Origin of the sequence: Pseudocitrobacter sp. 73 (genome assembly GCF_008369545.1) — a bacterium.
In the GTDB taxonomy this organism is placed as follows: domain Bacteria; phylum Pseudomonadota; class Gammaproteobacteria; order Enterobacterales; family Enterobacteriaceae; genus Pseudocitrobacter; species Pseudocitrobacter vendiensis.
Genome location: NZ_VTZO01000012.1, coordinates 102624 through 126612, shown reverse-complemented (window position 1 = coordinate 126612; position 23989 = coordinate 102624). Strand labels below are relative to the sequence as shown.

The 23989-nt window shown below is 46.0% G+C and carries 26 protein-coding genes and 2 pseudogenes; 13 read left to right on the top strand and 15 right to left on the bottom strand.

The features are described from left to right. Positions 1 to 181: 181 nt before the first annotated feature. The 4 genes and pseudogenes from F0Q32_RS14315 to F0Q32_RS14300 all read right to left on the bottom strand — a co-directional run bounded on the left by F0Q32_RS14315 (position 182) and on the right by F0Q32_RS14300 (position 3193). Positions 182 to 946: a hypothetical protein gene (locus F0Q32_RS14315; RefSeq protein ID WP_149463614.1), complete on the bottom strand. Its 765-nt coding sequence runs from the start codon at positions 944 to 946 to the stop codon at positions 182 to 184. A 134-nt stretch (positions 947 to 1080) separates the two neighbouring features. Then, positions 1081 to 1302, bottom strand: a complete 222-nt coding sequence (locus tag F0Q32_RS14310; RefSeq protein WP_149463613.1) for a helix-turn-helix domain-containing protein — start codon at positions 1300 to 1302, stop codon at positions 1081 to 1083. After that, on the bottom strand, positions 1299 to 1748 hold the full coding sequence (locus tag F0Q32_RS14305; protein ID WP_149463612.1) for a hypothetical protein: 450 nt from the start codon (positions 1746 to 1748) through the stop codon (positions 1299 to 1301). Before F0Q32_RS14305 ends, F0Q32_RS14310 begins: the two co-directional genes overlap by 4 nt. Before the next feature lie 105 nt (positions 1749 to 1853). Beyond that, positions 1854 to 3193: pseudogene (locus tag F0Q32_RS14300) on the bottom strand (tyrosine-type recombinase/integrase). 809 nt (positions 3194 to 4002) lie between these two features. Here F0Q32_RS14300 and F0Q32_RS14295 point away from each other — a divergent pair. Beyond that, positions 4003 to 4638, top strand: coding sequence for a DUF4145 domain-containing protein (locus F0Q32_RS14295; protein ID WP_149463611.1), 636 nt, complete (start codon positions 4003 to 4005; stop codon positions 4636 to 4638). Between the two features lie 25 nt (positions 4639 to 4663). Here F0Q32_RS14295 and F0Q32_RS14290 read toward each other — a convergent pair whose 3' ends face one another. Together F0Q32_RS14290 and F0Q32_RS14285 are read right to left on the bottom strand one after the other, a co-directional pair. After that, positions 4664 to 5452: a hypothetical protein gene (locus F0Q32_RS14290; protein WP_061092834.1), complete on the bottom strand. Its 789-nt coding sequence runs from the start codon at positions 5450 to 5452 to the stop codon at positions 4664 to 4666. A gap of 53 nt (positions 5453 to 5505) precedes the next feature. Continuing rightward, on the bottom strand, positions 5506 to 5715 hold the full coding sequence (locus tag F0Q32_RS14285; protein ID WP_149463610.1) for a hypothetical protein: 210 nt from the start codon (positions 5713 to 5715) through the stop codon (positions 5506 to 5508). 1887 nt (positions 5716 to 7602) lie between these two features. Between F0Q32_RS14285 and F0Q32_RS14280 the strand changes: the two genes are divergently transcribed. The 9 genes from F0Q32_RS14280 (at position 7603) to F0Q32_RS14240 (ending at position 14594) form a co-directional block, all read left to right on the top strand. Beyond that, positions 7603 to 8046 carry a hypothetical protein gene (locus F0Q32_RS14280; protein ID WP_149463609.1) on the top strand — a complete coding sequence of 148 codons (444 nt, stop codon included), beginning with the start codon at positions 7603 to 7605 and terminating at the stop codon, positions 8044 to 8046. A gap of 90 nt (positions 8047 to 8136) precedes the next feature. Then, positions 8137 to 8334 carry a hypothetical protein gene (locus tag F0Q32_RS14275; protein ID WP_149463608.1) on the top strand — a complete coding sequence of 66 codons (198 nt, stop codon included), beginning with the start codon at positions 8137 to 8139 and terminating at the stop codon, positions 8332 to 8334. Then, the gene (locus F0Q32_RS14270; RefSeq protein WP_149463607.1) at positions 8315 to 9052 is read left to right on the top strand and encodes a hypothetical protein; all 738 of its coding nucleotides are present in this window, start codon (positions 8315 to 8317) and stop codon (positions 9050 to 9052) included. Before F0Q32_RS14275 ends, F0Q32_RS14270 begins: the two co-directional genes overlap by 20 nt. Positions 9053 to 9287: 235 nt before the next feature. Next, the gene (locus tag F0Q32_RS14265) at positions 9288 to 9533 is read left to right on the top strand and encodes a hypothetical protein (protein ID WP_149463606.1); all 246 of its coding nucleotides are present in this window, start codon (positions 9288 to 9290) and stop codon (positions 9531 to 9533) included. A 180-nt stretch (positions 9534 to 9713) separates the two neighbouring features. Then, the gene (locus F0Q32_RS14260) at positions 9714 to 10049 is read left to right on the top strand and encodes a hypothetical protein (RefSeq protein WP_149463605.1); all 336 of its coding nucleotides are present in this window, start codon (positions 9714 to 9716) and stop codon (positions 10047 to 10049) included. Then, on the top strand, positions 10049 to 12211 hold the full coding sequence (locus F0Q32_RS14255; RefSeq protein ID WP_149463604.1) for a tape measure protein: 2163 nt from the start codon (positions 10049 to 10051) through the stop codon (positions 12209 to 12211). The genes F0Q32_RS14260 and F0Q32_RS14255 overlap by 1 nt, the downstream gene beginning before the upstream one ends. A 716-nt stretch (positions 12212 to 12927) precedes the next feature. Beyond that, positions 12928 to 13281: a hypothetical protein gene (locus F0Q32_RS14250; protein WP_149463603.1), complete on the top strand. Its 354-nt coding sequence runs from the start codon at positions 12928 to 12930 to the stop codon at positions 13279 to 13281. Between the two features lie 18 nt (positions 13282 to 13299). After that, on the top strand, positions 13300 to 14316 hold the full coding sequence (locus F0Q32_RS14245) for a major capsid protein (RefSeq protein WP_149463602.1): 1017 nt from the start codon (positions 13300 to 13302) through the stop codon (positions 14314 to 14316). A gap of 65 nt (positions 14317 to 14381) precedes the next feature. Then, entirely contained in the window at positions 14382 to 14594 is a 213-nt protein-coding gene (locus F0Q32_RS14240) for a hypothetical protein (protein WP_149463601.1), read from the top strand. Between the two features lie 8 nt (positions 14595 to 14602). Here F0Q32_RS14240 and F0Q32_RS14235 read toward each other — a convergent pair whose 3' ends face one another. The 9 genes and pseudogenes from F0Q32_RS14235 to F0Q32_RS14195 all read right to left on the bottom strand — a co-directional run bounded on the left by F0Q32_RS14235 (position 14603) and on the right by F0Q32_RS14195 (position 21671). Continuing rightward, positions 14603 to 15268 carry an HNH endonuclease signature motif containing protein gene (locus tag F0Q32_RS14235; protein WP_149463600.1) on the bottom strand — a complete coding sequence of 222 codons (666 nt, stop codon included), beginning with the start codon at positions 15266 to 15268 and terminating at the stop codon, positions 14603 to 14605. A gap of 25 nt (positions 15269 to 15293) precedes the next feature. Continuing rightward, a complete protein-coding gene (locus F0Q32_RS14230) occupies positions 15294 to 16502 on the bottom strand; it encodes a site-specific integrase (RefSeq protein WP_149463599.1) in 1209 nt (402 codons plus the stop codon). Between the two features lie 465 nt (positions 16503 to 16967). Continuing rightward, the gene (locus F0Q32_RS14225; RefSeq protein ID WP_255475353.1) at positions 16968 to 17429 is read right to left on the bottom strand and encodes a hypothetical protein; all 462 of its coding nucleotides are present in this window, start codon (positions 17427 to 17429) and stop codon (positions 16968 to 16970) included. 315 nt (positions 17430 to 17744) lie between these two features. Beyond that, positions 17745 to 18317 (bottom strand): cytochrome b, encoded by a 573-nt coding sequence (locus F0Q32_RS14220; RefSeq protein WP_149463598.1) that lies wholly within the window; start codon positions 18315 to 18317, stop codon positions 17745 to 17747. After that, complete coding sequence (locus F0Q32_RS14215; RefSeq protein WP_149463597.1) at positions 18314 to 19387, bottom strand: catalase family peroxidase; 1074 nt, start codon at positions 19385 to 19387, stop codon at positions 18314 to 18316. The genes F0Q32_RS14220 and F0Q32_RS14215 overlap by 4 nt, the downstream gene beginning before the upstream one ends. A gap of 246 nt (positions 19388 to 19633) precedes the next feature. Further along, positions 19634 to 19740: pseudogene (locus tag F0Q32_RS14210) on the bottom strand (transposase); the annotation flags it as partial. Positions 19741 to 19972: 232 nt separating this feature from the next. Further along, positions 19973 to 20209: a pentapeptide MXKDX repeat protein gene (locus tag F0Q32_RS14205; RefSeq protein ID WP_149463596.1), complete on the bottom strand. Its 237-nt coding sequence runs from the start codon at positions 20207 to 20209 to the stop codon at positions 19973 to 19975. Positions 20210 to 20264: 55 nt separating this feature from the next. Further along, positions 20265 to 21053, bottom strand: coding sequence for a molybdopterin-dependent oxidoreductase (locus F0Q32_RS14200; RefSeq protein ID WP_149463595.1), 789 nt, complete (start codon positions 21051 to 21053; stop codon positions 20265 to 20267). Positions 21054 to 21062: 9 nt separating this feature from the next. Continuing rightward, positions 21063 to 21671, bottom strand: coding sequence for a cytochrome b/b6 domain-containing protein (locus F0Q32_RS14195; RefSeq protein WP_149463594.1), 609 nt, complete (start codon positions 21669 to 21671; stop codon positions 21063 to 21065). A gap of 260 nt (positions 21672 to 21931) precedes the next feature. On the opposite strand from F0Q32_RS14195, the gene F0Q32_RS14190 reads away from it, so the two are divergent. The 3 genes from F0Q32_RS14190 to F0Q32_RS14180 all read left to right on the top strand — a co-directional run bounded on the left by F0Q32_RS14190 (position 21932) and on the right by F0Q32_RS14180 (position 23869). Beyond that, the gene (locus F0Q32_RS14190; protein WP_149463593.1) at positions 21932 to 22498 is read left to right on the top strand and encodes a TetR/AcrR family transcriptional regulator; all 567 of its coding nucleotides are present in this window, start codon (positions 21932 to 21934) and stop codon (positions 22496 to 22498) included. 55 nt (positions 22499 to 22553) lie between these two features. Further along, positions 22554 to 23051, top strand: a complete 498-nt coding sequence (locus tag F0Q32_RS14185; RefSeq protein WP_149463592.1) for a GAF domain-containing protein — start codon at positions 22554 to 22556, stop codon at positions 23049 to 23051. A 68-nt stretch (positions 23052 to 23119) separates the two neighbouring features. After that, a complete protein-coding gene (locus tag F0Q32_RS14180) occupies positions 23120 to 23869 on the top strand; it encodes an SDR family NAD(P)-dependent oxidoreductase (RefSeq protein ID WP_149463591.1) in 750 nt (249 codons plus the stop codon). Positions 23870 to 23989 lie beyond the last annotated feature (120 nt).

Below are 23989 nucleotides of genomic sequence, written 5' to 3'. Positions count from 1 at the left end.
AGAGTAATGCTTAGCCTTCTCACTCTGAATTAAATGGGAATATTTACTTCCTTCAGGCCTTCCTAGAATTTTCTTTGATTTTGCTTTGTTAGTAGGCATCTTTTACCCTCATCAAGCTATTAGGTACTAACTCCATACTGTCGAGATGTATGCAACTAAGTGGTTATGCTTAACATTGGTATCAGAAAGTATGGCTTACTTCACCGTTAAAGGGGTTAATAATGATGGCATCTCCTCCTTTCATCGCCTTTTGAGGTGTATCGCCTTCGGCAATCACAGGGACCATTACCGCTAGATCATTTGTGTAATAAATTGGTATCCAGCAATAGCATGATTGTTTAGGGGGAGTTTTATTTCTTTTCAATACTGCTTCAACTCCAAATGTAATAAGTTCAAAGATTGGCATAATCACAATGCTGCTCAAATCAAAAAAACAACCATCGTAGACTGTTTCCTTTATCAGTATGATATTAGATAACCCTCCTGCAATGAGATGTTTGTGGTTCACGCGCCGATCTGCGTAAATAAAAATTGCTTTTTTTACATTGAAACTTTTTATAATGTATGAGAGCTTTTCATGAATTAATTTTTTTTCGCTCTTACCCATCTTATCATGAGGTATTTTGTGCGCATAAAAATCTTGATCGACAACCTCGTTCCGGTGTCGAATGTGAGTGTTCCAGACGGAATAAAAAAACTCTTCGTAAGTTAATTTTGGCTCACCCCGTGCGATTGAGGGGGCCTTCTCTTCAAAAATACAGCCTAATGTTGACTCCAAAGTTTGAGCTATATGATATTGCGATGTTATTTTATTCAATGCTGGGGCTGTGGCGTTTAACAAAAATGATATCACCTCTGACCTAGAATATCCTTTTGCATTGCTATAGTCGTCAATTGCATCAATAGTTGATTTTTTGTTTGCGCTGAAAGTGATGCGTTTTTTCATATGTATCCTTGACTTTCGTTAATGTAAAATGTGATAAACGGTGTGATTTAGTATCTTTTATCGACGGATTGTTTCTGTTAATTAACCCAGCTATTCTTTAGAATAGCTGGGGAGTTATGATTTTGATGCTGCTGTTAATTACAATATACTGAGAAGGTTAATAGGAACCTATCAATGTCTTTGCGTAACCAATAATGTCGGCTGTTAATTTTCTTTGGGCGTGGTAAACCATTAGGCAGCTTGTCTTGGCAAAGCCATTTTTGAATTGTTTGGGCTTTAAGGTTTAATAGATGTGCTAACTCACTTGTGGAAACAAGTTCAGATAGAGATGTTCTGGATTGCTCATATATGCTCATGCTACCACCTCAATGATTGAGATGCAGGCATATACAAAAAGTAATGAAATTAGAAGGGAAAGAAAGGACCAAAAAGAAAACAAAAAAGTCAAGCTTGAATAAGCTTCAGGGTCAGGATCACTACCTTCGCTTGAGCCGGATGAGGTACTTTTAGTTGATTTAGACGCATTACCTTGCGAGTTTTCGGCCTGATTTTTGTGCGAGATGATACGTGCAAAAAAAACGCCCAAAGTTTTATGTCGATTGTTTTTATTGTATAAAGAGTTTTTTTCACTGAGGTGTCCAAGAGCAGCTCGAATCCTGATGTTCACCTGTCTTTCCTGAAATATGGACTCAGCACAGGTTTGTCGCTGCTTACTAGAACGAACAACTTTGATCTTACCCACGACCCGTACTATTCGAGCCTTTGAGCTGGTTTGCGCAGAACTCATCAAAGAATTAGACATAATGCTTTATCTCCTGATTTAAAAGTGGACGATGGAATTTAAACCTTAAAATACACTTATGTCAACGATGGATGTTGTTCTGTAATCTATTGATATTAAATGAAATCAACGCATATCAACGGTTATTTTTTTACAATATTTGCTTGCTGTAAGATCCACCTCTCAATTTTTTCATGCCATTTGCGCAACAGATCTAACGGACGACGGCGGTAGTGTTTTTCCGCCAGTGCACTTGGTTTGTGTCCCATAATTTGAGCAACAATACCTGTTGGCACTTCAACCCATTCAGCAAGAGTGCCAAAACTACGGCGTAAGCCGTGAAGGCTGATATGTGGTAACTCAGCTCGAGCTAACGCTCTGTTGTGTGCTGAACGCGGTTCAATAATTTTGCCACTTTTACTGTTACTTCTGAAAACCCAACCCTCCTTATTTACGTCAGAATTTGGGAATTGCGCTAGCGCACTTAACAGCTCAGAAACATAAGGAGTGAGAGGGATGATACGTTCGCCTTCGATCTTGTCTTTAATCCTCATGCTTGACCATTTGAAATCTACGTCAGACCACCGAAGTGACGCAATTTCTTCACGCCGTGCACCGGTGAGCAAAAGTACCTGGAGATAGGCCGATGCAATGGGATTATTGAGGCTACGTACGGCACTGAACCAGATTTTTAACTGTTCTTTTTGTAAGCAATCTCCCGCTTTACTCGCTGATACTGGAACCACTTTTCTCACGTTATGATCTTGTGCAATATCGCCATGGATTATTCCCTGATATTTTTTCTGGTAATTAGCCCATTTGATAAATGCACGCAACAGACGGTAGGCATGAGCAGTGACGGTAGGCCGATTTTGTCTCTCTGTACTTAGCCATGCGGCAATGTTCTCTGGTGTTAGTTCCGATAACGGTAGGTCGAGTAAGCTAGCCAATGGTCCAGCCGAGGTTGGGCCCCGGCCTCTTTTTTTACTTTCGCCTCCACGGCTGGACAAGTTAATGTGATCGGCAATGTATCGAGTAGAATATGGGCGTTTAGTTTTTGCGCTGATTCCGGCTCTCAATTCTTCAAGGTAATCTTCCCAAGCGCTTGTGAAGGTTACCTTCGTTTTACGAGATTCAGCCTGCTGTGATTCCGCTTCAGCAATTTTTTCTGCCTTAGCTATACGCGGATCTATCCCTGTATCGATTAATGTTTGCAGCCGCCTGGCTTCGGCCCTGGCATCATCAATTCTCCAATCGTTAATGTTGCCAATGGTCATGCGAAGGGTTTTTCCCGCATATACGCTTTGGAACACAAAAGCTTTTGTTCCGCGAGTTGCCCTACATGCCAGGGAAGTTACGTCCGCATCCCAAAGAAATGCCTGGGTTTTTCCTTCAGATAAAGCAAATTTTCGAATGCGCTCGAAGGTGAGTTTTTGTCTTGGAAGTGCCATTTTGGGGCTCCAGATGAGAAATGTTACATCACCATAATGTAACGGCTAGTGTAAGTAAAATGGGGGAATAAACATCAACGCGTGTCAATTTTTATCAACAGGTGTTTTTCATAACACAATGTTTTATAATGAATTGCTTGTTTTAATAGTAGGTTTTTAAAGGGGTGAAAATATAATAACATCGCATTCGTAATGCGAAGGTCGTAGGTTCGACTCCTATTATCGGCACTCACACAACAAAACCCTTTAAAAACAATAGGTTAAGAAAGTTTTCGCTCTCAAGGTACAATCTTTTTTTAAGGGATTCTATGACCAACAGTTGCCGCTATGGTTAACAGTGGCTACTCAGGGATGTTAGCACGTAGCGGCCTGTAGTTGTAAAGCTCGAACAGGTACAAAGCGTGAACAGTCCCCACGAACCGCTATCAACTCGAAGCTGATGACGCTGCCAACGTCTTTAAATCCTCCCGAAACAGATTGATCACACGCATTTAAGCCCGATGTGTGGCCTTGTAAGCCACGTAAACAGGTGAATAGTGGTAAACGTACCTGCACACGATATGCAGGCTCTGCCAGCGCTTCGCTCACGCTCCTGACGGTACACGAGCACCCTGATAAGGTGTGATCCCTCTGACAATCTGATGATGTCGCTACGCTCCGCTTGTTGCTTGTACCACTAACGGGGCTTTATGGCTTCTATTGACTTAAATTAGATAGTTGCAAGGAAATAAACTAAAGATAATTTAAGTGTTGAGCGGTTTACTCGTACTGCTTGAGGGCAGTATCATTACAACATTAATGGGATTTTTAAGGGACTGATGTGAATGGCTGAGTATTATCCAGCGGTGTTTGAAGCAGAGGCTTTTAACTGTCCTCACTGTGGTGTTTATGCCCGACAATTCTGGCGAAGGATGTATGGCTCTTCAAATGCGCTCCCTTCAAGAGGATCTGAGTTCCGAATGTCATCGTGTGCTCATTGTGATGAAGACGCTTTTTGGTATCAGGGCAACATGTTGATCCCTGCGGCTGGCAATGTTGAACTCCCAAATCCAGATATGCCCGATGACTGTAAGTCCGACTACATGGAAGCCAGAAGCATCATTAATCTGTCTCCTAAAGGGGCCGCTGCACTACTTCGTCTATGCCTTCAGAAGTTAATGGTCCACTTAGGCGAACCGGGGAATAACATTAACGCTGACATCCGGTCACTCGTTCAGAAAGGACTACCTGTACGCATCCAGCAGGCAGCAGACATCTGCCGTATTGTCGGCAATCAGGCGGTTCATCCCGGAGAAATTAGCCTTGATGATGACCCGCAGTTGGCTCATGGTCTCTTTAAGCTGCTGAACATTATTGTCACTGAGCAGATTACCAGACCCAAAGAGGTTGAAGAGATGTTCAATTGTATGCCTGAAAGGGCGTTGAAGGGTATTGAAAACAGAGATAAACCTAAAACTTAAAATGAGGGGCTTAAGCCCCTTTAGCTTATTCAGAAAACCAAATTTCTGGCCGTCTAAACTCCTTATTCTCAATAAAAAACAGAATATCTTTCCAGACTTCTTCATTTTCTTCCCAGAATTTTTGTTTTTCATTCATTGTAAGGACTTTACTATCATCTATTAACTTCTTGAGAATAGCAGGGATATCTTTATAGGGTTTTTTCCAGAAGGCATTACGAAATTCTTCAATTTCAGCACTTGCATCCCGAACGGGTGTTAGAAGTTCAAGCTGTTTTTCTGTATCGGTAATAGGTTTATTTCCAACCCACTGATGATAGATTTGGCTAGCTTCTTCATGATGACCCCGAAGAATTGTTATTATTGTCTTTGAGAGTAACGAGCACATGTCAAAAGTAGTAAAGTAAAACCAATCGTGTTTGATTGCGGTTAATTCATCTTTCTTAACCCCTATTTGTTCAAGTTCACTCGAAATTGAAGATACTAATTTATAAAGATCTTTGTTGGATGTTGCTGTATCTAGGCGTCCGGTTCTGGAGGCTAATGAAATAGCTACTTCAGAAATAGGTAAGGAAACTTTTCTTAAACTCTCTAAAACTTTTTCAGCATCGTTAATAGTATCTCTTAATTTTGCCTCCATGCCTAAGAGCTTTATTTCATGCCATTCAAATTGAGTAAGCACCATCAACCCGAAGCCTGTTACAATGACAACAGTCCCTTCAGTTGCTCCTATTGTCAGAGTTACAATTACACCAGCGCCTATAAGTAGCAATGCAATGAAAAACAAAAAATTCTTTATCCATTTATTTTTTAGCATATCACTGTCACCATTACGATTAAATTTCATCCAATATGAAGTAAAGTAAGTAACTATTTTTCGTTCTCTGATGCCTCAAACGTCTTGGAGTGAGGACAGGACTGTGAGCGCGTCACCAGCGTGAATAGATAAATGTTGTTTTCGTAAGTGCAAAGCCGTTTTCCGCCCTGTAACTCTTGTCCGTCGGGGTTGCTCATGGTGATTTTTCCTGCATGAGCCGCCAGCGGCAGCAGTGCCACAACAAATAGTAAAATTTTCTTCATTTCCACAACCTGCCCCGTAAGTGTCCCGGCTCTTTATCCTCCAAGTTTACATTCTCCTGTTGAAAATATCCCCAGCTCTGTTGGTGATCTGCTAGACCGTCAGCCCAGGCCCTCGGTGAAAAGCGCTTTTCTTCGCCAAATATCGCTACGTGATGCCTTCAGCGACACGCCTCACTGCAACAAGCAGTGCAGTTACACAATGCTGCTTTGGGCTGAGGCAAGGGAGATAACTTGATGTTTTGAAGTGCCTCTGTTCACTAATTGTACAGCCATTTAACATATTGTATCTTATAAGTACTTGACTGGAATGGTCAGGTATTGCTTTTCGAAACGTTGACGCGAAGCTGGGTACACAACAGCGATTTCACTAACAGAAGGATAGCATTCGGGAGGATTTGGGGAGAGTTCTCTTGTTCAAGGATTTTGTTTGAGTTTGCCAGTTCATCGCACAATTTCAGGTTTCAGACCTTTGGGCCTGCCAGCGTGTCAAATCTGCTGAAAGCACAATTGCGCATTTGCCAGCAGACACAAAGCTAATATAGCGACGTTATTACAACGGGCTGAAGGTCAGCTACTAACAGGCGATCTTCTCCCGGCCAGGCCGCCACTGTGCTGTACCTTTTCCCACACCAGCGTAAGCAGTCCCACCAACAGCCCCGTATGCTCCACCAGAAGCCCGTAGCGGCACTATCTCCCACCAGATGTAAACTGACTCACCGATATACAGTGCCCCGCTGAGAGGCATACACGAGCCTCTAGAAGTTTGTTCCTTGGTCTATTTGCATGAGGAATTTATTTTTTTGTCGGTTTGAAAGGATGCATCGGTAATTTTGTTTAGCCACACCATCAACATTAAATTTAACGCACCCAGCACTGGCACGGCCTTGTTGTATACCTTACATCATAACGCTCATACAGACAGTCTCTTGAGCGGTACGCATAGTGACCATGAAAGCATAATTATCTGCTATTAGTGGGGTATTTGAGGTGTATTTAATTCCATTTGTTTACGCGGTAGCCAGAATTTGAGATCAACCACCAAATTTTGACAGAAAACCAGTAACAGGTTGCCAATCTTGGGCCTGTAAGGAGAATGGGCGGGGTGGGCATCATGGTGTCCCTGGTATCACGGCGAGCGATAAGTGAAGGTGCCTAAGTAACCATGCCGGAATTTCAGCCATAAACCACTGAAGAAAGGTAAGTGGATTGCCACTGTAGAAAGGTAAGTGGTGAGACGTATTCCACCACTGAAGAAAGGTAAGTTTACTAACACATGTTTGTTAACTCTTTTACTAACACATTCTTTTGACTAAAACATCCAGGTCAAAGGCAGGAATAGACATGCGTCTATTTTGTTGGAGGTGTTAAAAAGAGGGTGATACCTGTATCGCTACGCTCTGTGACTCGGGTAACCCGGCAGGCTACGCCCTCACTCTGTGTGGAAGCTGCGAACTTGTTCGCCATATGTGGATCGGAGCACGGCGTAGAGGACTGCTTTGCATCTGTCCGGTTCACTCCGGGGCGGCGCGGGTTAACTAACAGACCTCCTCAACGCCTCTCTACGGCGTTTAAACGGTGGTGGTGATACGTATACTGTGATGGTGACAAGTCCCCGCAGAACACGTTACAGAACGATTTAGCACTATTGACAAAGATTTCGTTAATTGATAATGTGATTTTGAGGTATTATGAAGTTTGCTAAAATAAAGCTTTCTATTTCAAGTGTAAACTGATATAATAGGTAGGTAGGGTAATGATTTCTCTACGAATCCTCGAGTAAAATATTCTGCCGTCATCACGACATCCCTTGTCAATCTCACGGCAATACAAAATGGGTACAAAAAGACCTCCGCTAATAATTCTTTCAACAGAAACGGAGAACCCAACATGAACAAACCAAAATCACAGCGTCTCGACCTGACCACAATGACTGGCGAGCAGATTGCTGATCTCATCCTGAACGGCAAATACACCAAGTCAGCTTTGTGGGCCTTCATTAGCAGGAACGGCGGCGCAGACGCTGTCCACGCTAAATATCCTCAGATCGCCGTTTGTCTGCATATTCTCAAACAGGAGCGGAAGAAAGCGAAGCAGGCGCGAGCGTTTAAAACCATCCTTAAGCCGCTGAGTAATCAACGCGCTGTCGGAATGGAGTTGACCGATATACTTCGCCCTATCCTGGAAGGTCATCGCCAGCTTTACTTGGATAAACTCAATCTGTCTCTGACACACGAACAGGTCATTATGCTGCTCATCGCTGTCAACGGTGCTGAAGAACTGGAATCCTACGGTTATCCACTGATTGGCGAGTTCCCGACAGCAACCGCTTAACACCAATATCGAAAAACACTGATCCGGTTCGCCTTCTGGGCGACCACTGGAGAGGTTTCTTTTGTACCTAGAACGAGGAGGACAACTTGAATGAACATCAAATTTCAACAGCACGTTTATCAGGCTCTACTGGCTGAGGCCAAAAGGCAGGACAAGCCCCTGGCACGGCTCTGTAATGAAATCTTGGAGACTGCCGCGAACATTTTCGACAACACATCAGACATCAAACCAGCATTAGCCAGCAAGGCGAAACATAACGGAGAACACAATGAGCAAGCCAAAAACTGACACCTATGATGTCGTTTATTCCAGCATCCGCCGAATTACTAAACTACGCACAGTGGAAGGTGAAATTCGATTCACTGGTACGATGAAGCTGATTTATGCGTACATCTGGACGTTTCAGGAGAATAAGAAGCGCGGAAATGATGACCCTATTCATACCAACACCAACGTTATTGCGTGGGAAGTGGGGGTATCAGAAAAGGCCGCGATTGACGCCCTTAAGGCTCTGGATACTGCAAAGGTGGTTAGAAAAGCTACTGTAAAAGTGCGCGGTAACGTTAATTCAAGTAATTATGTTGCGATACCGCCTGCGTCCGTTGCCGTGCGTGGTGTTACACCTCCACACCCAGACGAAGTAAAGTCCAAACCCAAGAAGAAAGCAGCAAAGCCGAAAATCGAGGAGAGCGAGAATGGCGTACAGCAGCAAGAACACGAACAGAAACCCGCTACTGTGGCCCCTGCACCTGCCACGAATGTTTCTGAACAGCAATCTGGCATTCAACAGCCTGATGGTGACAGCGGCGATGATGTTTCCGCTAATGATGCGGTGAACTGTGTGGAATCTCCCCGGCAGAAAGCCAGCTTTAAACCAACTGAACCTGATGATGATTCGGATGATTACCAAGGGGAGGGTTATCAGGGAAATGGAGGGGGTATTGAGCCAGAGGCTTACCCTGAACCAACCCAAGCCGAAATTGACTATGCGTTAGCTAACCTTTAAAGGAGGAACATTGTGTAATACCGCTACAACTACCGCTACTGGCAACAGCCAGACCCATAACAAACAGAAATTCTTTAAACAACGTCGAAGAGACGAATCTGTTACCCGGACAGCTAAATCAATGCTGGTTGCGGGACACTCTCCCGGAAAAGTTGCCCTGATTCTCAGATTAGATCCTGATTACGTTGCTGAACTGGCGAAGACGTGGAACCCACGATTCCGACAGTCAGAAAAAATGAACCAATTCGCTGTTTCCCGACTGACCTATCAGATCTTTACGGATGGTGCGGATTTGTCCAGCATCTGCAAACTGTTAAATCTCGGACTCTTTACGGTTGTGACCTATCTGGCAAATGAAGGTGCTCCACGCGCGGAGGTTATGTCGCGTTTCCCGCCAGAGACTGATCCGCTGGTTCGTGAATACCAGAAAATCCTGCAACGTCACTCTCGCCGTAAGCAGAAACCGCTTCGACTGCACTGACACCTGCGATGAACTAACACCTGCTAGCAGGTTAACGGTAATTGCCGTTAATCGCCTTGTGATGAACTAACCCCAACCGGGGGCTAATGATCCTTGATTACCTTACTTATCTGCTCACCTTCTGGTTAGTGATTCGTCACGTCCTGATCGGTGGGATTATCCTCATTTGGAGATATCATAATGAAAAACATAAACGACATCCGCGCCGATATTCTCGCCGCAATCCTGGCCGCAGAAACAGACGAAGCGGAAACCCTGAATAAAAGCGCTGAAGATACATTAGCGGAAGCTGTACAGAACTACCTGACAGCTTCGACTGCATCAACCAATGAGCCAGCAAAAAAAGCGGGTAAGAACATCAAGGAAAAGGGGATAGCTCTGTGTCACCAGGCCCAAGGTTATAGCGCTAATCTGCGTCCGGTCAGTCTTATGATGAAGGCAAGCCTTGATGAGCTAACACCTGAACAACTTGCCGCTCTTGAGCGTCTTGGTTACGCAATTAATCAGGAGGCGTAATGGCAGGGAATATTATTGTTACTAAAACAGTCAATGAAGTAACTTGGAAAAGCGACCAGGCCGCTTTCAATCGCGTTCTTAAGCAAATCCGCTCTGTAGGTACAGCATGGAACGATATCGGGAAAAAGTATCGAGATAGCGCTAAAAAAATTCAGCAGTCTAGCGGCAAAATACAGCTACAGCAGGCACGTGACGAGACAAGACGATTAAAACTCCATCAAAAATTAACTTCTGAGGCGCAGAAACAGAGTGCTATCAATGCACGTATGGCGACCAGCGAACAGCGCCACACCCAACGGATGGCAAGCATTGCAGCACGTAGCCCAGCCGCCGCTGGTCTGGTTTCAAAAAATGCACATGGGCTTGCAGAGGCAATCCGTTTGCAACGTGAACAAGCAGAGCAGGACAAACGCACACAGCAGATTCGATCAAAAGGTATCCGTTTCAGCACTGCTACCAACGGTTATAACCTGTCCCCACGCCAGCGAGCACAGGCGATCAGCGATTTCGCACAACTAACCAAAGAGTTTCATCGCGGTGAAATGGCTGTTTCTGAATATTCGGCTAGGGTAAGCAAGCTACAGCAGGGACTCAGACAGCAGGGGGGGTTAGTCAAAAAGCCGGTAACCCTTCCAGTCAAGGCAAGAGTGACGGGCCTTGATACCTCACTCCTAGACCATGCAGGCACTGCGATCACCATCGGCGCAACTATTGGAATCGGCAAAACTATCATGCAGACCGGGCAAGACTTCGAATCAATGGCCTCTGGTCTTCAGGCTGTGACAGGGGACAGTCAGAAAGCCGCTCAGGAAATGGCATATCTACAGAAACAGGCGCTTTCCCTTGGTCTTGACCTGCAACAGACATCGAAAGACTACGTTAAGTTCTACGCTTCAGCCGTTGGCAAGGCGACCAACAGCCAAATCAAAAACCTGTTTGAGGGTGTCAGCCAGTACGGAACCGTATTGGGGGCCACAGGTGAAGAGCAGAGTCGCGCCTTACTTGCTATTAATCAAATGTACGCCAAAGGTACGGTGCAGGCTGAAGAGCTAAAAGGACAGCTTGGTGACGCTTTACCAAACGCTGTTGGTATCTTCGTTAAAGCCCTGAATAAGCTGAAAGACCGGACAGACCTTACAGAAAAAGATCTGATGTCTATGATGAAAAACGGTGAGCTACTGGCTAAAGATATCCTCCCCCTTGTTGGTGATGAGTTCAAGGCGGCAGCACAGAAAGGTGGCGCGTTTGAGAAGTCTCTGAAATCTAACCGTGTTGCGATGATGCGCCTACGTACAACGATGCAACTTGCACAGAAAAACTTCTTTGATTCGGGATTCGGCAGTCAGTTAACTGACACGTTTAACGGTCTGACAGACGCTATTAATAGCAACCAGGACGCATTTAAAACGCTGGGAGCCATTGCAGGTAAAGTGATTCAAGGTTTCACCGATGCAGGTGACACGGTCTATAACACCTTCATCCTCATTGAAGCGCTGATCAAGAGGTACGCCCCAGGACTATCTAAAACCTTCGAGGGATTCGGCAATACAGCAGCGTATGCAGCAGGTATAGCGATCTTCTCAGGTGCAATCTTCAAGTTAGCTGGTGCTCTTAAATGGCTTGTCAGCTTCGCGAATCCGTTGAAAAGTCTGCTTGGGACACTCGCCAAGGTTGGCGCTCTTGGTGGTATTGCCACACCGGGAACAGATAGCAACAAACCAACAAAAGGCGGTAAACAGGGTTTCTCTATCGGTCTCCCTGCGATCATTGCTGCTGTAAGCCTCAATGACCAACTTGATAAAATTCAGGCTGATCCTGATGCCTTTATAAAGCAAGTGCAGGCGAATAATGACCGACCAACCATGTGGACGGACATTAAAAAGTTTTTTGTTGACCATACACAGGGCTTTACCAATACGTTCACTGGGGCGAATACGCTCCCCGGAGTGTCACCGCTTCCAACGCCAACGTTTACACCGCCAACTCTAGAGAATATTGCACAGCGCCAGCCGTACAATTTTAACGTGAGAGGTGAGGCGAATATAAAATTATCGCCAATCGAGATTAATGTGAACGATGGAAAAATCACCGATCTGGTAGACGCACGGATCATGAGTAACGAGCTAAATAATCAGAACATGATACTCGGAGTTGCCCCGTGAAATTTGTTGCGAATGATTATCATTTATGATAAAATAATAACTTAAGGTGATTATATGCAAATAGCTGATTGCAGTTATGGTATGTGCGTACTACTGCCATTGTCGCTTCCCAACTCCTTAAGGATACAAAGTGGGCTTGTGGATAGCCCCTTTTCTTTTGCTGCTTCTCCACCTCTCAAGGGGAAGGCGATGTCAGGTCGCAGGCAGCAAAATAAAAGTACACCTCGACTAGATCGGGATGCCATTAAATCCGGCGCTCTCCTCGCCGGTCATCTTGTCACGATGGAAACTGACAACAGGTGTGCAATGTTTTGGGTTCCTACTCCTTACCCATTGGACGGCGTTGCACACCTCCCATCTCTCCACTCAGAAATTTCATCTCACCGATGATCCACCAACCGGGCAGGGATATTCCTGTTCCGGGGTCTTTTCTGTCTGGAACACGAAGTGAAAAACATCGCTTCGCGATTAGCAATCAAGATTGCTAACCCGTAAACGGGTGAAAGAAGGCCGCACAGTGCGGCCTCTTTTACGCCTGTAACAAATTCCGGCATATCTGCCGAATAACAATACCTGCCTGTATAGCAGGTGACTAAACAAGGCCGCTTGGCGGTGAACCTTCAGCACCGGAGGTGTTTGCCTGTAGCAAAGGGCATCGCCCCGTAAACCATAGGTTCATCACTTTGTGACCGAATAACTGATGGAGATACAAAAACATGGCTTTTGAATACGAAAGTAAAACCCCACAGGATGTATTGGTTTATACCGACTCTCCTGTTTTCCACAAACGAACTGTGATCCTTGATCTGGCTGCTGACGTGACTTGTGGTGATGTCATCGATCCGACCACAGGCGCGGCTTATGTCGCTGCTGATGGCGATGATTGCGCTGTAGCACTGCAAAATCAGGTCGCTGGTGATGCTCGTAGTCTGGTTATCAGTGACACCCAATGTGTGTTCAATCCGGCGGGGTTGGTTGTGGACACAGCCGCAAAAGATGCTGCTTACGCCGCACTTATCAAACAGGGTAATCGCATTGCCAATGCAAACACCACTATCGCAGCGATCTAATCAAGGAGAGATACCATTATGAAATTGAATGATTTTACTAACCTAAGCGGTCAGTTTGTTAAACCAAGCGGCGAGGGATTCCTTCTGTCCAGCCTGGGCCTGTTTACCAGCCGCCCAAGTGACACGCAGATCATCGCGCTCGATACCCTGGAAGATGTACAGCGCGAAGTAACCAAGTCGGTTGCCCGTTATGGTTCTGAGATGTCCGGTCTGAACTTCCCGAAAGCGGCTAACGTGACCGTTCAGGCTCCGTTACATGTCTACAGCTCCACCATCACCAGCCAGGATTGGCAGGGCAAGCGTCAACCCGGTGAAAACCGTCAAATGACCGCTGAAGATGTTGTGGCGAACCATACCATGAAGCATTACCTGCAAACCCGCCGGGATGTTGAATTCGCCATGGCGCAGAGTCTGCTGCACAACGTAACCGAAGCCACGCACCTACGCGAAGGCCCAACCATCCTTTGGAACGAGTTCTGGGGAATCGAACAGCCTCAGACAACGGTTAAGACAGGTGTTAATGCCAATGTCATCACCGAACTACAGAAAGCAACTACGCTTCTGAAGCAAAAACTTGGTGGTTGGTCATCCAGCATTAAGCAGATTTACCTGCTGGCGAGTCCGAGCCTATTCACTGCAATTCAGGCGAACCCAACCGCATATCAGGCCGCTCTGTTTGGTGCTACGTCCCGCGATATCGTGTTCCCGGATACTCTGGGCGCATATGACCGCTATAACATCGGGCGTGTAACTGTGGTTCAGATTGATGATCCGCTATACGGCATTGCAGACGGGGAAGGTTATATGCTGGCGTCATTCTCCAACATCGTAGAAGGTGACCTGTCACCATACATGACTTACCAGACTCCGGCGAGCCGTCATGCTGAAGTTGCTAATGGTCCGGTTTATCCGTCTTACCATTACGTTCTGCGTGATAAGTTCATGAACTATGAGGTGGTCAGTGAACTATCCCAGATTCAAATTCCTATGCGCCCGGACTTCGTTCTGAAGGTCACTATGGAAGATGCAGCGTAATAAGCATCAGCAGTAATTGGGGGCACATTGCCCCCGCTGCTGGCGAGGCAAAGAAGAGGAGATATATGAAATTACAATTGATAGGCCGCGGAAACCTGCCTTTGCTCACGTTCATTATGGACGGTGGTTCTGATGACTCCATTTTGAATATCAGCGCGTTAAGTCGAAAACTCGGTTGTAGTCGGTCATCATTTATTGACCGTTGTCGTGACTACGGTCTGGACAGTGCAATCAGGTACTACCTTGAAGAGCAAAGAAAAAAGAAATTGAAAGAATAGAAGCCGGGTTAATCCCGGCTTTTTTGCAATATTTCGACGTTAATCAGTGCTGTTAGTGGATCATCTTGGGACAGTTTTTTTTGCAACCCTGCATCATATATGGAGTGGACACTGGCAGTGAGGCAAATACCGTTGGTCAAATCCCATGCTTCTTGATCATTGCACTCTGAAAAAGGTTTGATGTGGCAGGCTTCGAGAGCATATCGGGTTCCAGTTGCTTGGCATCTGTAATTGGCAAGAGCTCTCACGGCGTTTGCCCATTTTGATTGTTGTATCCTTTGTTTCGCCATTACCTTTTTTGTCTTCTCTGATGCTGGCATCTCAAATATTTCTAAAACTTCAGGTATTAATTTTCCACCGCAAAAGTCTCTAGCGGAATCCTCATTTATCGCTTGAAGATGGACGTTTCCCATCAGTGTTAATTCAAGGAAGTATGCAGAGTACCAATGCTCATTGGAGGATTGTAATACACACCAAAAACCATCACGCCTGCCGAAATTACTACTCAGATATAAGCTGATCCAGTCTCCATCAGGATAACGAAGCCGAATAAATCCCTGAAACCTAAAAGCCGTTATACCAGTTTCCAGATCATTGACTGGAACGGTGACTTTTTGGTTGTATAAATCGATCATCCTCTCTGGATACTTACCATAATAAAAAGTATGTGCCACTGGTTACCTCCCTGTTCCGAGTTCACTATATTATACCTTCGTAACTTACCAACTCTACATACTCCGATAGCTCTTTCATCCCCGCGCCCTTGCTATACGTCCTGAAACTCTCTGTTGTGCCCCGCTCATGGCCCACAATCAAGGCCACACGGTCTTCTGGTGTGCCTTGCCGATCAAGTTGACTGATGAACATTCCCCGCAGGCTATGAAAAACTTTCCTTTCTGTACCTTTCTCACCCAACGCCTTACGTTTAGCTCGTGTAAATCGCTGTGTATGCCACGTTGAGCGCTTGCCGTCTGCACGTTCTGTGATGCTGGCATGGTAGAACATAAAGCCGTTGTGGTTGTTCTGGATGAGGTTTTTAACGAGTGTCGTCAACCGGCTATGAATTGGAACCAGGCGAGCCGCATTACGTGTTTTACCTTCCGTCACCTCGAAACACCAAACCCCCTCGACGGTTTTGATATTGCTGATTTGCAATGAACAAATTTCGTTCAGCCTTAAGCCTGTAAACATTGCGACGGTTGCAACAGCTTTCATCTCTTCATCAAGCAGCGCGAGCACCTTAGCCAGTTCATCACAAGTAAACGGCTCGTAGCTTTCCCGATCGTGGCGCACGTCCAGCTTATGACCTGTAAAAACATTCTCTTTAGGGGCATCGTGATAGCGGTTCTGAGCCAGTGCCACAAGTTGTGACAGGCAACCAAGGTAATTAGCCAGTGTTTGGCTGGCTTTCTCCTGCTTGGCTCTGTCTAACCAATCGGTGACCATAGTTCTGTTGATTTCCTGCAACTGGAAATCTTTACGCCGGAAATGAGCCGTGAAGACTTCAACCGCCTTAATGTACTTGCTCAAGGTAGACAGCTTGCGCCTGTCACTGTGTTGGACAATAAATTCATCACGTAACTGGACAAGAGAGGGACATACACGGGCCGTGGCAAAGTTGATCCCATCATTCTGGCTTACATGCTGGTTGATAGAACGAAGTTCCACTAAGACTCGATCAACACAGTTACCCTGTGGTTTTGGCTTAAGTTTGTCCCTGAGAGCAAAAAATTCGTGCATGACTTTGTCACGAATGATTCGTGCCTCTCTGATATCTGCCGTGCCTGTTGTACGCATGAACGCTGTTCTATTCCCAAACAGGGAACGCATATAAGGCGGGATGGTGACTTTAACGGAGTACACCGAAGAGTTTTCTTTAACAAGATACGCATTAGGCTTGTATTTCATCTTTCCCCCGATCTATTATTCAGGGGCAACTGTGATCAGTTGTGTCAGTTTTGCTTTCAGGAGCAGCGCATTCGGCTTGCAAAAACAACAAGTTAACCAACTTGTTGGAATGCCGGAGCGTCGTAGGTTCGACTCCTATTATCGGCACCATTTGAAAGTATTCCTAAGTCTACCGAAACCAACTTAAAGCCTGTACACTGCGGTTTCTGGCGTTATTGCGGTTTGGTATCACATACCTATTGGGCTTGCATGGAAAGCGCATAAAGTCATGAAAGGCCGGTAGATGTCTCACAGCGTTTTTGTCACGTTGCCACTGATTAAAAGTATGCCCACTCCTGTCACCTTTAATTGCCTGGGTTGTCAGACTAATGGTATTAATCTTTCTCATCGTGAAACCCCAGGGTGTTTCACGATGAGCGTACTCCCGCACAAGCCCGCACGAAGCGGGCCGTACAGCACATTACATCACATCTTCAGCAAACGCGGCAGCTGGTTATCCAGCTCAAGCAGGCAGCTCTTCATAAAGCTTTCGGTTTGAGTGGTCACTTTTTGGTAATTATTTGCACTCCAGTCGCTCAGTGGCGCTTCAACAGGCGTAGGGGCGCATTCCGCAATCGTGAATGCAGAGAATATATTTCCGCTTTCCGGGCGTTTATAGAACAGGTTCAGCTGAAAGAGAGGTGGGGTCGCGATGGCGTCTTTATAGATCAGCGCCCAGGTTGCTTTACCAATATAGAGTGGCAGCCTGTAAACGTGGCCATTGCCCTTTTCGTTCAGCCATTTGCTGATGGTTTGTTTTGCTTTAGGGACAAACCAGCTGTTCGCTGGATTTTGCAGGGTTTCAATGGATGTCCCTTTATAGTTCTCTTTATCAAAGTCACCAGAGTTAATGTTACCGGTTAACGCGCCAGGAACAGCAAGCCCCATACCTCTTGCGGCATGCGTCGGGGTCACTTCTCGTAGTGTGTTATCGGCAATACGGTTGTCATTCAGTTCCGGTAGTGCAGAAACGCTTTAAATATCAATTGCCAGAAGACGAACTTTCATTTTCTCTCCATGAGATAATTTTACTCAGATGGCCGCGTGGATGACCCTGAGCAAAAAGGGCCGTTAATATTGCCCGGAGTTGTTGCCAGCCTTCGAAACAGGCTGACAAGTATCCTGATAAACATCGACCACATAGCCCTGTTCTTTAGTCAGCCAGCCATCTTCCTTTGACCCGCATCAATAATGTTGTCCTCTTCAGGGTTTCTGAGACGGCTTATCGCCTTTCGCCATGCTGGCAAAAACCGCGTCCCGGTAGATCCATGCATGAACGAGTGCAGCAGAAAGATGGACCAGCACCACTGCAAAAAGTACCCAGGCCAGAAGACTATGGGCGTCATGGCACCACGCATAAACAGCAGGACTGGCTGGAACGATAGGCGGCAGATTGATTCCCTCAAACATCACGATGGGGACTCCCGCTGCCGACAGCTGTGCCCAACCCAGTAGCGGCATGGTCAGCATTAACGCGTACAGCACCCAGTGCGACGCTTTGGCTGCAAAGACCTGCCATACGGTCAAATCGGCCGGGAGAGGGGGCGTTCGGCTAAACACACGGTTGACCAGACGAATCACCGCCAGCAGTAAAATGGCGATACCCAGCGGCCGGTGCAGGTCAATTAACCAAATCCGATGATGTAATGACGTCATCATGGCAGCGCCGATGAACAGCATGGCCAGGATCATCGCCGCCATCAGCCAGTGCAGGCTTCGTGCCAGGGTGTTGAAATGCTGTGGCGCGTGCTCTCGAATACCTTTATTCGTGTTCATTTAACCTCCTGCTTTTGCACGGCTTCGGTTGCTTTGCCGTAGCCGATTTCCCGCTCACGGCGACTGAACGAGTGCGAATAGGCAGCGGAACGCGCGTTTAAGATGGGATCATTCGATACCGCCACACCCGCAGGAACGATCGAGGGGTCAAAGTTAACGTCGCGGCACGCACCCTGGGATTGCGCTTCAACGCGAGTCACTTCCAGCGTGCCGGCCACGAGCTGCTTACGATCGTTCGGCCAGGGCTGTGAAGGGTCATCCACCGGATCGCCCGGTTGTGCGAGCTGTAGAACGTAATCCCAGTAAAGGGGCTTCTGATCCAGCCTCTGTTGCAGGTTTTCAAACAGGAAGTTGTCATCGGCTTTCTGCCGTTGTTCATCGCTCAACGACATGAAAGGATCGTGCGGGCGCATCATCCAGCGAACCGGTTGTCGATCCCCCTGCGAGTTCACCAGGTAGAAGGCGTTGATGCTGTAAAATGTCGCACCTGCGAAGCTGCCGGGTACGGGTTTTTGTGCCGCCCATTTAAGGTATTTTTCCGCTTCCGGGTACGCTTGCAAAAAGTCTGCGATACGTTTCGGATCCGGCTTGCCGGTGGCCGCGTCAACAGCGGTTGCTTTGCGCAAGGCAAGGAATCCTTCCGGGTTGTGGGTGGCGAAGTAAGGCTCGTTGTTCATCGCCATCCGCCATTGCTGTTTATCGTCCGTCTTCAGCAGCAGTGCCATGCTCAGGGTTTTCGTCGTGCTATCCGGAGCATGGGGATCGCCAGTACCAATGGAGAATCGTCCAACCACGGGAACTTCCTGCTGCGAGAAGAGGCGAGAGGATGACAGCGAAACTGCGGAACCATTCGGAACGAACGTTCCGGCAAAACAGATACCTTTGCCATGTGCGCGGCGAAAGCCTGGCGGAAATGGCGTTGGTGTTTCACCGACCAGTGCCTGACTGACTGTACGTGATCCAAACCATCCTGCTGTCCACGCAAATGCGCCTGCCAGTGTGCCAGCGACAACGGCGATCGACGCCAGCGCTCCCCAGGTTTTTTTGGACCTCAAATCCAGTTTCGACATAGACGTTTTTCCATTGCAAAACAGTAATGCACGCCACGCGCATATTACGTGTGTGCGCAACAGTAATTAAATTAAGGATGAAAGATGAGACGATTATTTTTATCTCATCGCGGCAGGACTAACCCAGTATTAATACCCGTCATGGAGGGTAATAGATTTAACGCGTGCGTCAGACCAGGTTAATTTGATTATATAAGACGTGTGCGTTAACAAAAGAATATCACGAAAAGTTTATCTTTTTTGCCTGGCTTCCGATATAGCGGCCTCACGGCACACATCCTGGACGGTCCGTCCGGCTTCGACGGGCTTCAGACGGCAATGATCTGGTGTTCAGTGAATCGGATCTTGCGCATAGCGATCTCCTCGGAGGGCAGGGGCAGGATTCTTCGAGAGGATTTAGGGAGCAGGCCAGGATATGTGCGGCAGTAAATTGACGCTGCCGCGTAAGGAAGCCTGCATCCCAGTGAATCACACATCTTGTATAAGCTCAAAACTGCATATGGCTGATAAGTCCCCTGTTGCGAGTTTTTGATTACCTTTGTAGATAAGATGTGTCGATTGTCTCCTCGATAATCGTTTCGTATTTTATTTTTGGATCATGCCGTCATGTTTCATTGCGTCTTTCTTCATCATACCGTCATGTTTCATTGCGTCTTTCTGCATCATGCCGTCATGTTGCATTGAATCTTTTTTCATCATACTGTCGTGTTTCATAGCATCTTTCTGCATCATGCCGTCATGTGACATGGTATCAGCCGCAAATGCGGAGCCTGCCATAATGAACATAGAGCTAGCCAGTACTGCGATGATGTGTTTTTTCATTATTTTCTCCTGAATATTACGAGTAGTGATGATAAGTCAAAGTATGTGAAGCTATTTAGCTACCACCAAACCAGTTATATCCCTGGTCCTCCCAATAACCACCAGGAAAGCGGTTTGTAACCTCTATCACTCTGATGTGTTTTGGATTTTTATAGCCTAGCTTGGTGGGGATACGTAATTTAATGGGATAGCCATACTGTGGCGGTAATGTTTTTCCGTCATAACCAAGTGCAAGCAATGTTTGTGGATGAAGGGCTGTTGCCATATCGATGCTAGTGTAATAGTCATCTGCACATTTAAAACTTATATATTTAGCCGAAAGATCGGCACCTATCGCCTTAAGGAAATCCTTGAAGGGCACCCCATCCCAGCGCCCAATAGCACTCCAGCCTTCTACACATATATGCCGTGTTATCTGGCTGACCTGTTTCAAATTATGCAACTGTGGCAACGTCCATGGGCGCTTATCCTGGATTAACCCGGACAGTTCCAGTTGATAACTATCACCATTTATATCCGGAATTTCATCCTCGCCATAAAAAGCATTAAAAGGAAATGGACGGGTAATCTGGCTCTCGTTATAAACGGGGGCTAACCGGGTTTGACTAAACAGCATCCCCTGAAGACGATCATTCATTCGCGACATGCGATTGAGTACTTCCTCCGCCTGACTGTTGTCGCTGAGATCGCAACCGGTCAACAGCGCGATTCCTCCCAACGTCAGCCCCATTTTAATAAAATGTCGACGACTTTCACCTGTCAGGCGATGCTCAAGAATATTTGTTGCTTCGTTTAACAAGTTACTTTTTTCGACTTGAGTGATGCTTTTTTTAATTCTGGACATGATCATCCCTCAGCGACCGCGAATCATAGCAATTAACGTTTTGGGTACCAGCACCACCATCAGCAAGTGGATGGCAATAAAGAACAGAACTAATGACATACAGCTAAAATGAATAAGGCGCGCCTGTTCATACCCGCCCATTAATTCGCGTAACAGAGGGAATTGTACCGACTTCCATATTACCAGCCCTGACAAGACCGTCAAAATACAGAGCAATATGACACCAGAATAAGCGAATTTTTGTATCATGTTGTATTGACTTAATTCCTGGTGACTCAATTTTCCCCGCAGCGTTAGAGTTATATCCTGTAATAATGATTTCAGGGAAAGTGGCCAATACATCCTGTATAGACGGCCCGTACAAATATTACAGATTAAATAGAAGATGCCATTCAACACAAACAGCCACATCGCCGCGAAATGCCATTGCAATGCTCCGCCAAGCCATCCACCCAGGGTTAAATCATCAGGAAAAACAAAATGAAACAGTGGCGATGCATTGTAAATTCGCCACCCACTGGTGATCATAATCAGCATAGCTAATGCGTTGATCCAATGAGAGATTCTCAGCCATAGCGGATGAATGATTTTCAACGGATTCTCTTTAGAATTTGTCATCTCATTCTTGCCTTAATATTCCGGTCTCTGATCTGCCCAATGGCACAATTAACACTTGCTAACCTACCACCTGGTAGGTAGGATGCTTGAATCCTAGTCTGCCTGTCACGGGGTGTCAAGAAGGAAAATGGATAGCGCAGAGATATTCACCGTTAAAATCGGGTGCCTCTATCAGAGATTGATTGATGGAATGTGGTTCGAAGGAAGATGCTGGTAAAGTACAAGCGCACGTTTAACAAGGGCTAACTGCGAGTTGATATATGACGACATACGATAAACTTATCCAACTGGCTGATACCTGTATTCAGCGAGATGGGTTTCATGGCTTCAGCTTTTCTGACCTTGCAGAGGGTGTCGGTATCAGAAAGGCCAGTATTCATCATCACTTCCCGACCAAAATAGACCTTGGGATAGCGTATTGTGAGTATAAAAACGCGCTCTTTATGCAGTTGAATGAACACTTGCAGACGATCCCGGCGGGTAAGCAAAGGCTCACGGGTTATCTTGAGGCCTTTTCAAACTGTGCGAAGCAGGGAGAAATGTGCGGTATCTATGCCATGCTTTCAGACAGCCACACTTTTCCTCCTGAACTACAGCAGGCGGTTGGTCGACTGGTACAAACTGAACTGGATATCCTTGAAGCTTTGCTTCTCTCCGGCGTGAAATGCGGCGACTTAACGTTAAACCGTCTTTCGGCCCAGGAGCAAGCCATTATTGTCAGCACAACGCTCAAAGGTGCATTAATGCTTAATCGCTTACCTCCTCATGATGCATACAGGAAAACGTCAGCCGCCTTGCTAAAAACATTAAGCGCAGGTTCTGAGTAAGACGTTGTTCGTTCAGAAGAATATTTTATTGTCAGCCATAGTAAGGGGATTTAGCGTGAACACCGATAACTTTTATGCGGATCTTTATCGCGATTTTAAGGCCCTGATGTCAGGTGAAACCGATTTTCTCGTCATGATGGCGAATACCAGCGCATTGCTCAATGACCGCCTCAATGACATTAACTGGATTGGATTTTACCTCGTTAAAGGAGACAGGCTTACTCTGGGTCCTTTCCAGGGGAAAATCGCCTGTACGCAAATTCCCTGGGGCGTTGGTGTTTGCGGTAGCGCCATAGCGCAAAACAAAATTCAGCGTATAGATGATGTTCATACCTTCGATGGGCATATTGCCTGCGACACAGCAAGTAATTCGGAACTGGTTCTGCCTATCATTGTTAAGAATCAAAAAGTGGGCGTTCTGGATATCGACAGCCCATCGTTTTCACGTTTTAAAGAAGAAGATGAACAGGGGATGTCTCTGTTAGTGAAGGCGTTTTCAGCATTAGCTGAAGAAACAGATTACATTAAATATTTTAGCACTCATGTAAGCTAAATCGCGAAGAGCATTATATTTTATCCTGAAAGTGTAATTATAAGGCTATAACATTCGAGGAACCTAAGATGAAAAATGTGAAAGTCGTTCTTATTACCGGCGCATTATCAGGTATCGGTAAAGCAACTGCGGAACTCTTTGCAAATAAAGGGTATAAGCTGGTTATTTCTGGCAGGCGTCAATCAGCTGGAGAAGAGCTTGAAAAGCAACTGCAAAAAGTTAATCCACTTACGCGATATAAAAACGCGGATATGAGCAATGAAGAAGATATCAAAGCGCTTATCGACTTTACTGTTGCTGAGTTCGGCTCATTGGATATCGCCATAAATGCTGCAGGTTTAGAAGGTATTCAGCAGAGTATTGTTGACGTGACTATGGATAATATTAAGTCAGTTTTCGATACCAATGTTTATGGTGTGGCAATTGCTATGAAGTATGAAGTTGCCGCAATGCTAGCTGCCAGGAGTGGCAGCATTGTTAACGTTTCCTCTGTCGCTGGACACAAAGGCATGCCGAATTCCAGTGTTTATGCTGCGAGTAAACATGCTGTTGAAGGATTCACAAAATCTGTTGCACTTGAGGTTGCTGCGCAAGGTATTCGAATCAACGCTGTTGCACCAGGGCCGGTTGAAACGCCGATGCTGGATCGTTTTGTCGGAAATGACAAAGAAGCGAAAAATGCATTTATCCAAAGTTTACCCTTTAAAAAGGCTTCTACGACTGAAGAGATCGCGAAGACGATTTTATTTATCGCAGATAGCGAAGTGGATACTCTGGTTGGCCAAATCGTCACTGTCGATAGTGGGTTCACCGCTTAACATTAGAAATATCGTTAAAGCTAAGACGTTGCTTCTTAAGCATTTGATATCATGAATGCAGAGTAAAGCCTTTAGACCCGATTTCCCGGTGTAGGGCGTGCGTATGACACCGGGAAATAA

Excerpts from the sequence above, each read along its gene's own strand:
- F0Q32_RS14200 (WP_149463595.1), bottom strand. The coding sequence starts at position 21,053 with ATGTCCAGAATTAAAAAAAGCATCACTCAAGTCGAAAAAAGTAACTTG.
- F0Q32_RS14240 (WP_149463601.1), top strand. The coding sequence starts at position 14,382 with ATGAAATTACAATTGATAGGCCGCGGAAACCTGCCTTTGCTCACGTTC.
- F0Q32_RS14270 (WP_149463607.1), top strand. The coding sequence starts at position 8,315 with ATGAGCAAGCCAAAAACTGACACCTATGATGTCGTTTATTCCAGCATC.
- F0Q32_RS14315 (WP_149463614.1), bottom strand. The coding sequence starts at position 946 with ATGAAAAAACGCATCACTTTCAGCGCAAACAAAAAATCAACTATTGAT.
- F0Q32_RS14225 (WP_255475353.1), bottom strand. The coding sequence starts at position 17,429 with ATGGGGCTTGCTGTTCCTGGCGCGTTAACCGGTAACATTAACTCTGGT.
- F0Q32_RS14275 (WP_149463608.1), top strand. The coding sequence starts at position 8,137 with ATGAACATCAAATTTCAACAGCACGTTTATCAGGCTCTACTGGCTGAG.
- F0Q32_RS14220 (WP_149463598.1), bottom strand. The coding sequence starts at position 18,317 with ATGAACACGAATAAAGGTATTCGAGAGCACGCGCCACAGCATTTCAAC.
- F0Q32_RS14215 (WP_149463597.1), bottom strand. The coding sequence starts at position 19,387 with ATGTCGAAACTGGATTTGAGGTCCAAAAAAACCTGGGGAGCGCTGGCG.
- F0Q32_RS14230 (WP_149463599.1), bottom strand. The coding sequence starts at position 16,502 with ATGAAATACAAGCCTAATGCGTATCTTGTTAAAGAAAACTCTTCGGTG.
- F0Q32_RS14290 (WP_061092834.1), bottom strand. The coding sequence starts at position 5,452 with ATGCTAAAAAATAAATGGATAAAGAATTTTTTGTTTTTCATTGCATTG.
- F0Q32_RS14205 (WP_149463596.1), bottom strand. The coding sequence starts at position 20,209 with ATGAAAAAACACATCATCGCAGTACTGGCTAGCTCTATGTTCATTATG.
- F0Q32_RS14295 (WP_149463611.1), top strand. The coding sequence starts at position 4,003 with ATGGCTGAGTATTATCCAGCGGTGTTTGAAGCAGAGGCTTTTAACTGT.
- F0Q32_RS14310 (WP_149463613.1), bottom strand. The coding sequence starts at position 1,302 with ATGAGCATATATGAGCAATCCAGAACATCTCTATCTGAACTTGTTTCC.
- F0Q32_RS14255 (WP_149463604.1), top strand. The coding sequence starts at position 10,049 with ATGGCAGGGAATATTATTGTTACTAAAACAGTCAATGAAGTAACTTGG.
- F0Q32_RS14190 (WP_149463593.1), top strand. The coding sequence starts at position 21,932 with ATGACGACATACGATAAACTTATCCAACTGGCTGATACCTGTATTCAG.
- F0Q32_RS14195 (WP_149463594.1), bottom strand. The coding sequence starts at position 21,671 with ATGACAAATTCTAAAGAGAATCCGTTGAAAATCATTCATCCGCTATGG.
- F0Q32_RS14180 (WP_149463591.1), top strand. The coding sequence starts at position 23,120 with ATGAAAAATGTGAAAGTCGTTCTTATTACCGGCGCATTATCAGGTATC.
- F0Q32_RS14285 (WP_149463610.1), bottom strand. The coding sequence starts at position 5,715 with ATGAAGAAAATTTTACTATTTGTTGTGGCACTGCTGCCGCTGGCGGCT.
- F0Q32_RS14265 (WP_149463606.1), top strand. The coding sequence starts at position 9,288 with ATGAACCAATTCGCTGTTTCCCGACTGACCTATCAGATCTTTACGGAT.
- F0Q32_RS14260 (WP_149463605.1), top strand. The coding sequence starts at position 9,714 with ATGAAAAACATAAACGACATCCGCGCCGATATTCTCGCCGCAATCCTG.
- F0Q32_RS14305 (WP_149463612.1), bottom strand. The coding sequence starts at position 1,748 with ATGTCTAATTCTTTGATGAGTTCTGCGCAAACCAGCTCAAAGGCTCGA.
- F0Q32_RS14280 (WP_149463609.1), top strand. The coding sequence starts at position 7,603 with ATGAACAAACCAAAATCACAGCGTCTCGACCTGACCACAATGACTGGC.
- F0Q32_RS14245 (WP_149463602.1), top strand. The coding sequence starts at position 13,300 with ATGAAATTGAATGATTTTACTAACCTAAGCGGTCAGTTTGTTAAACCA.
- F0Q32_RS14250 (WP_149463603.1), top strand. The coding sequence starts at position 12,928 with ATGGCTTTTGAATACGAAAGTAAAACCCCACAGGATGTATTGGTTTAT.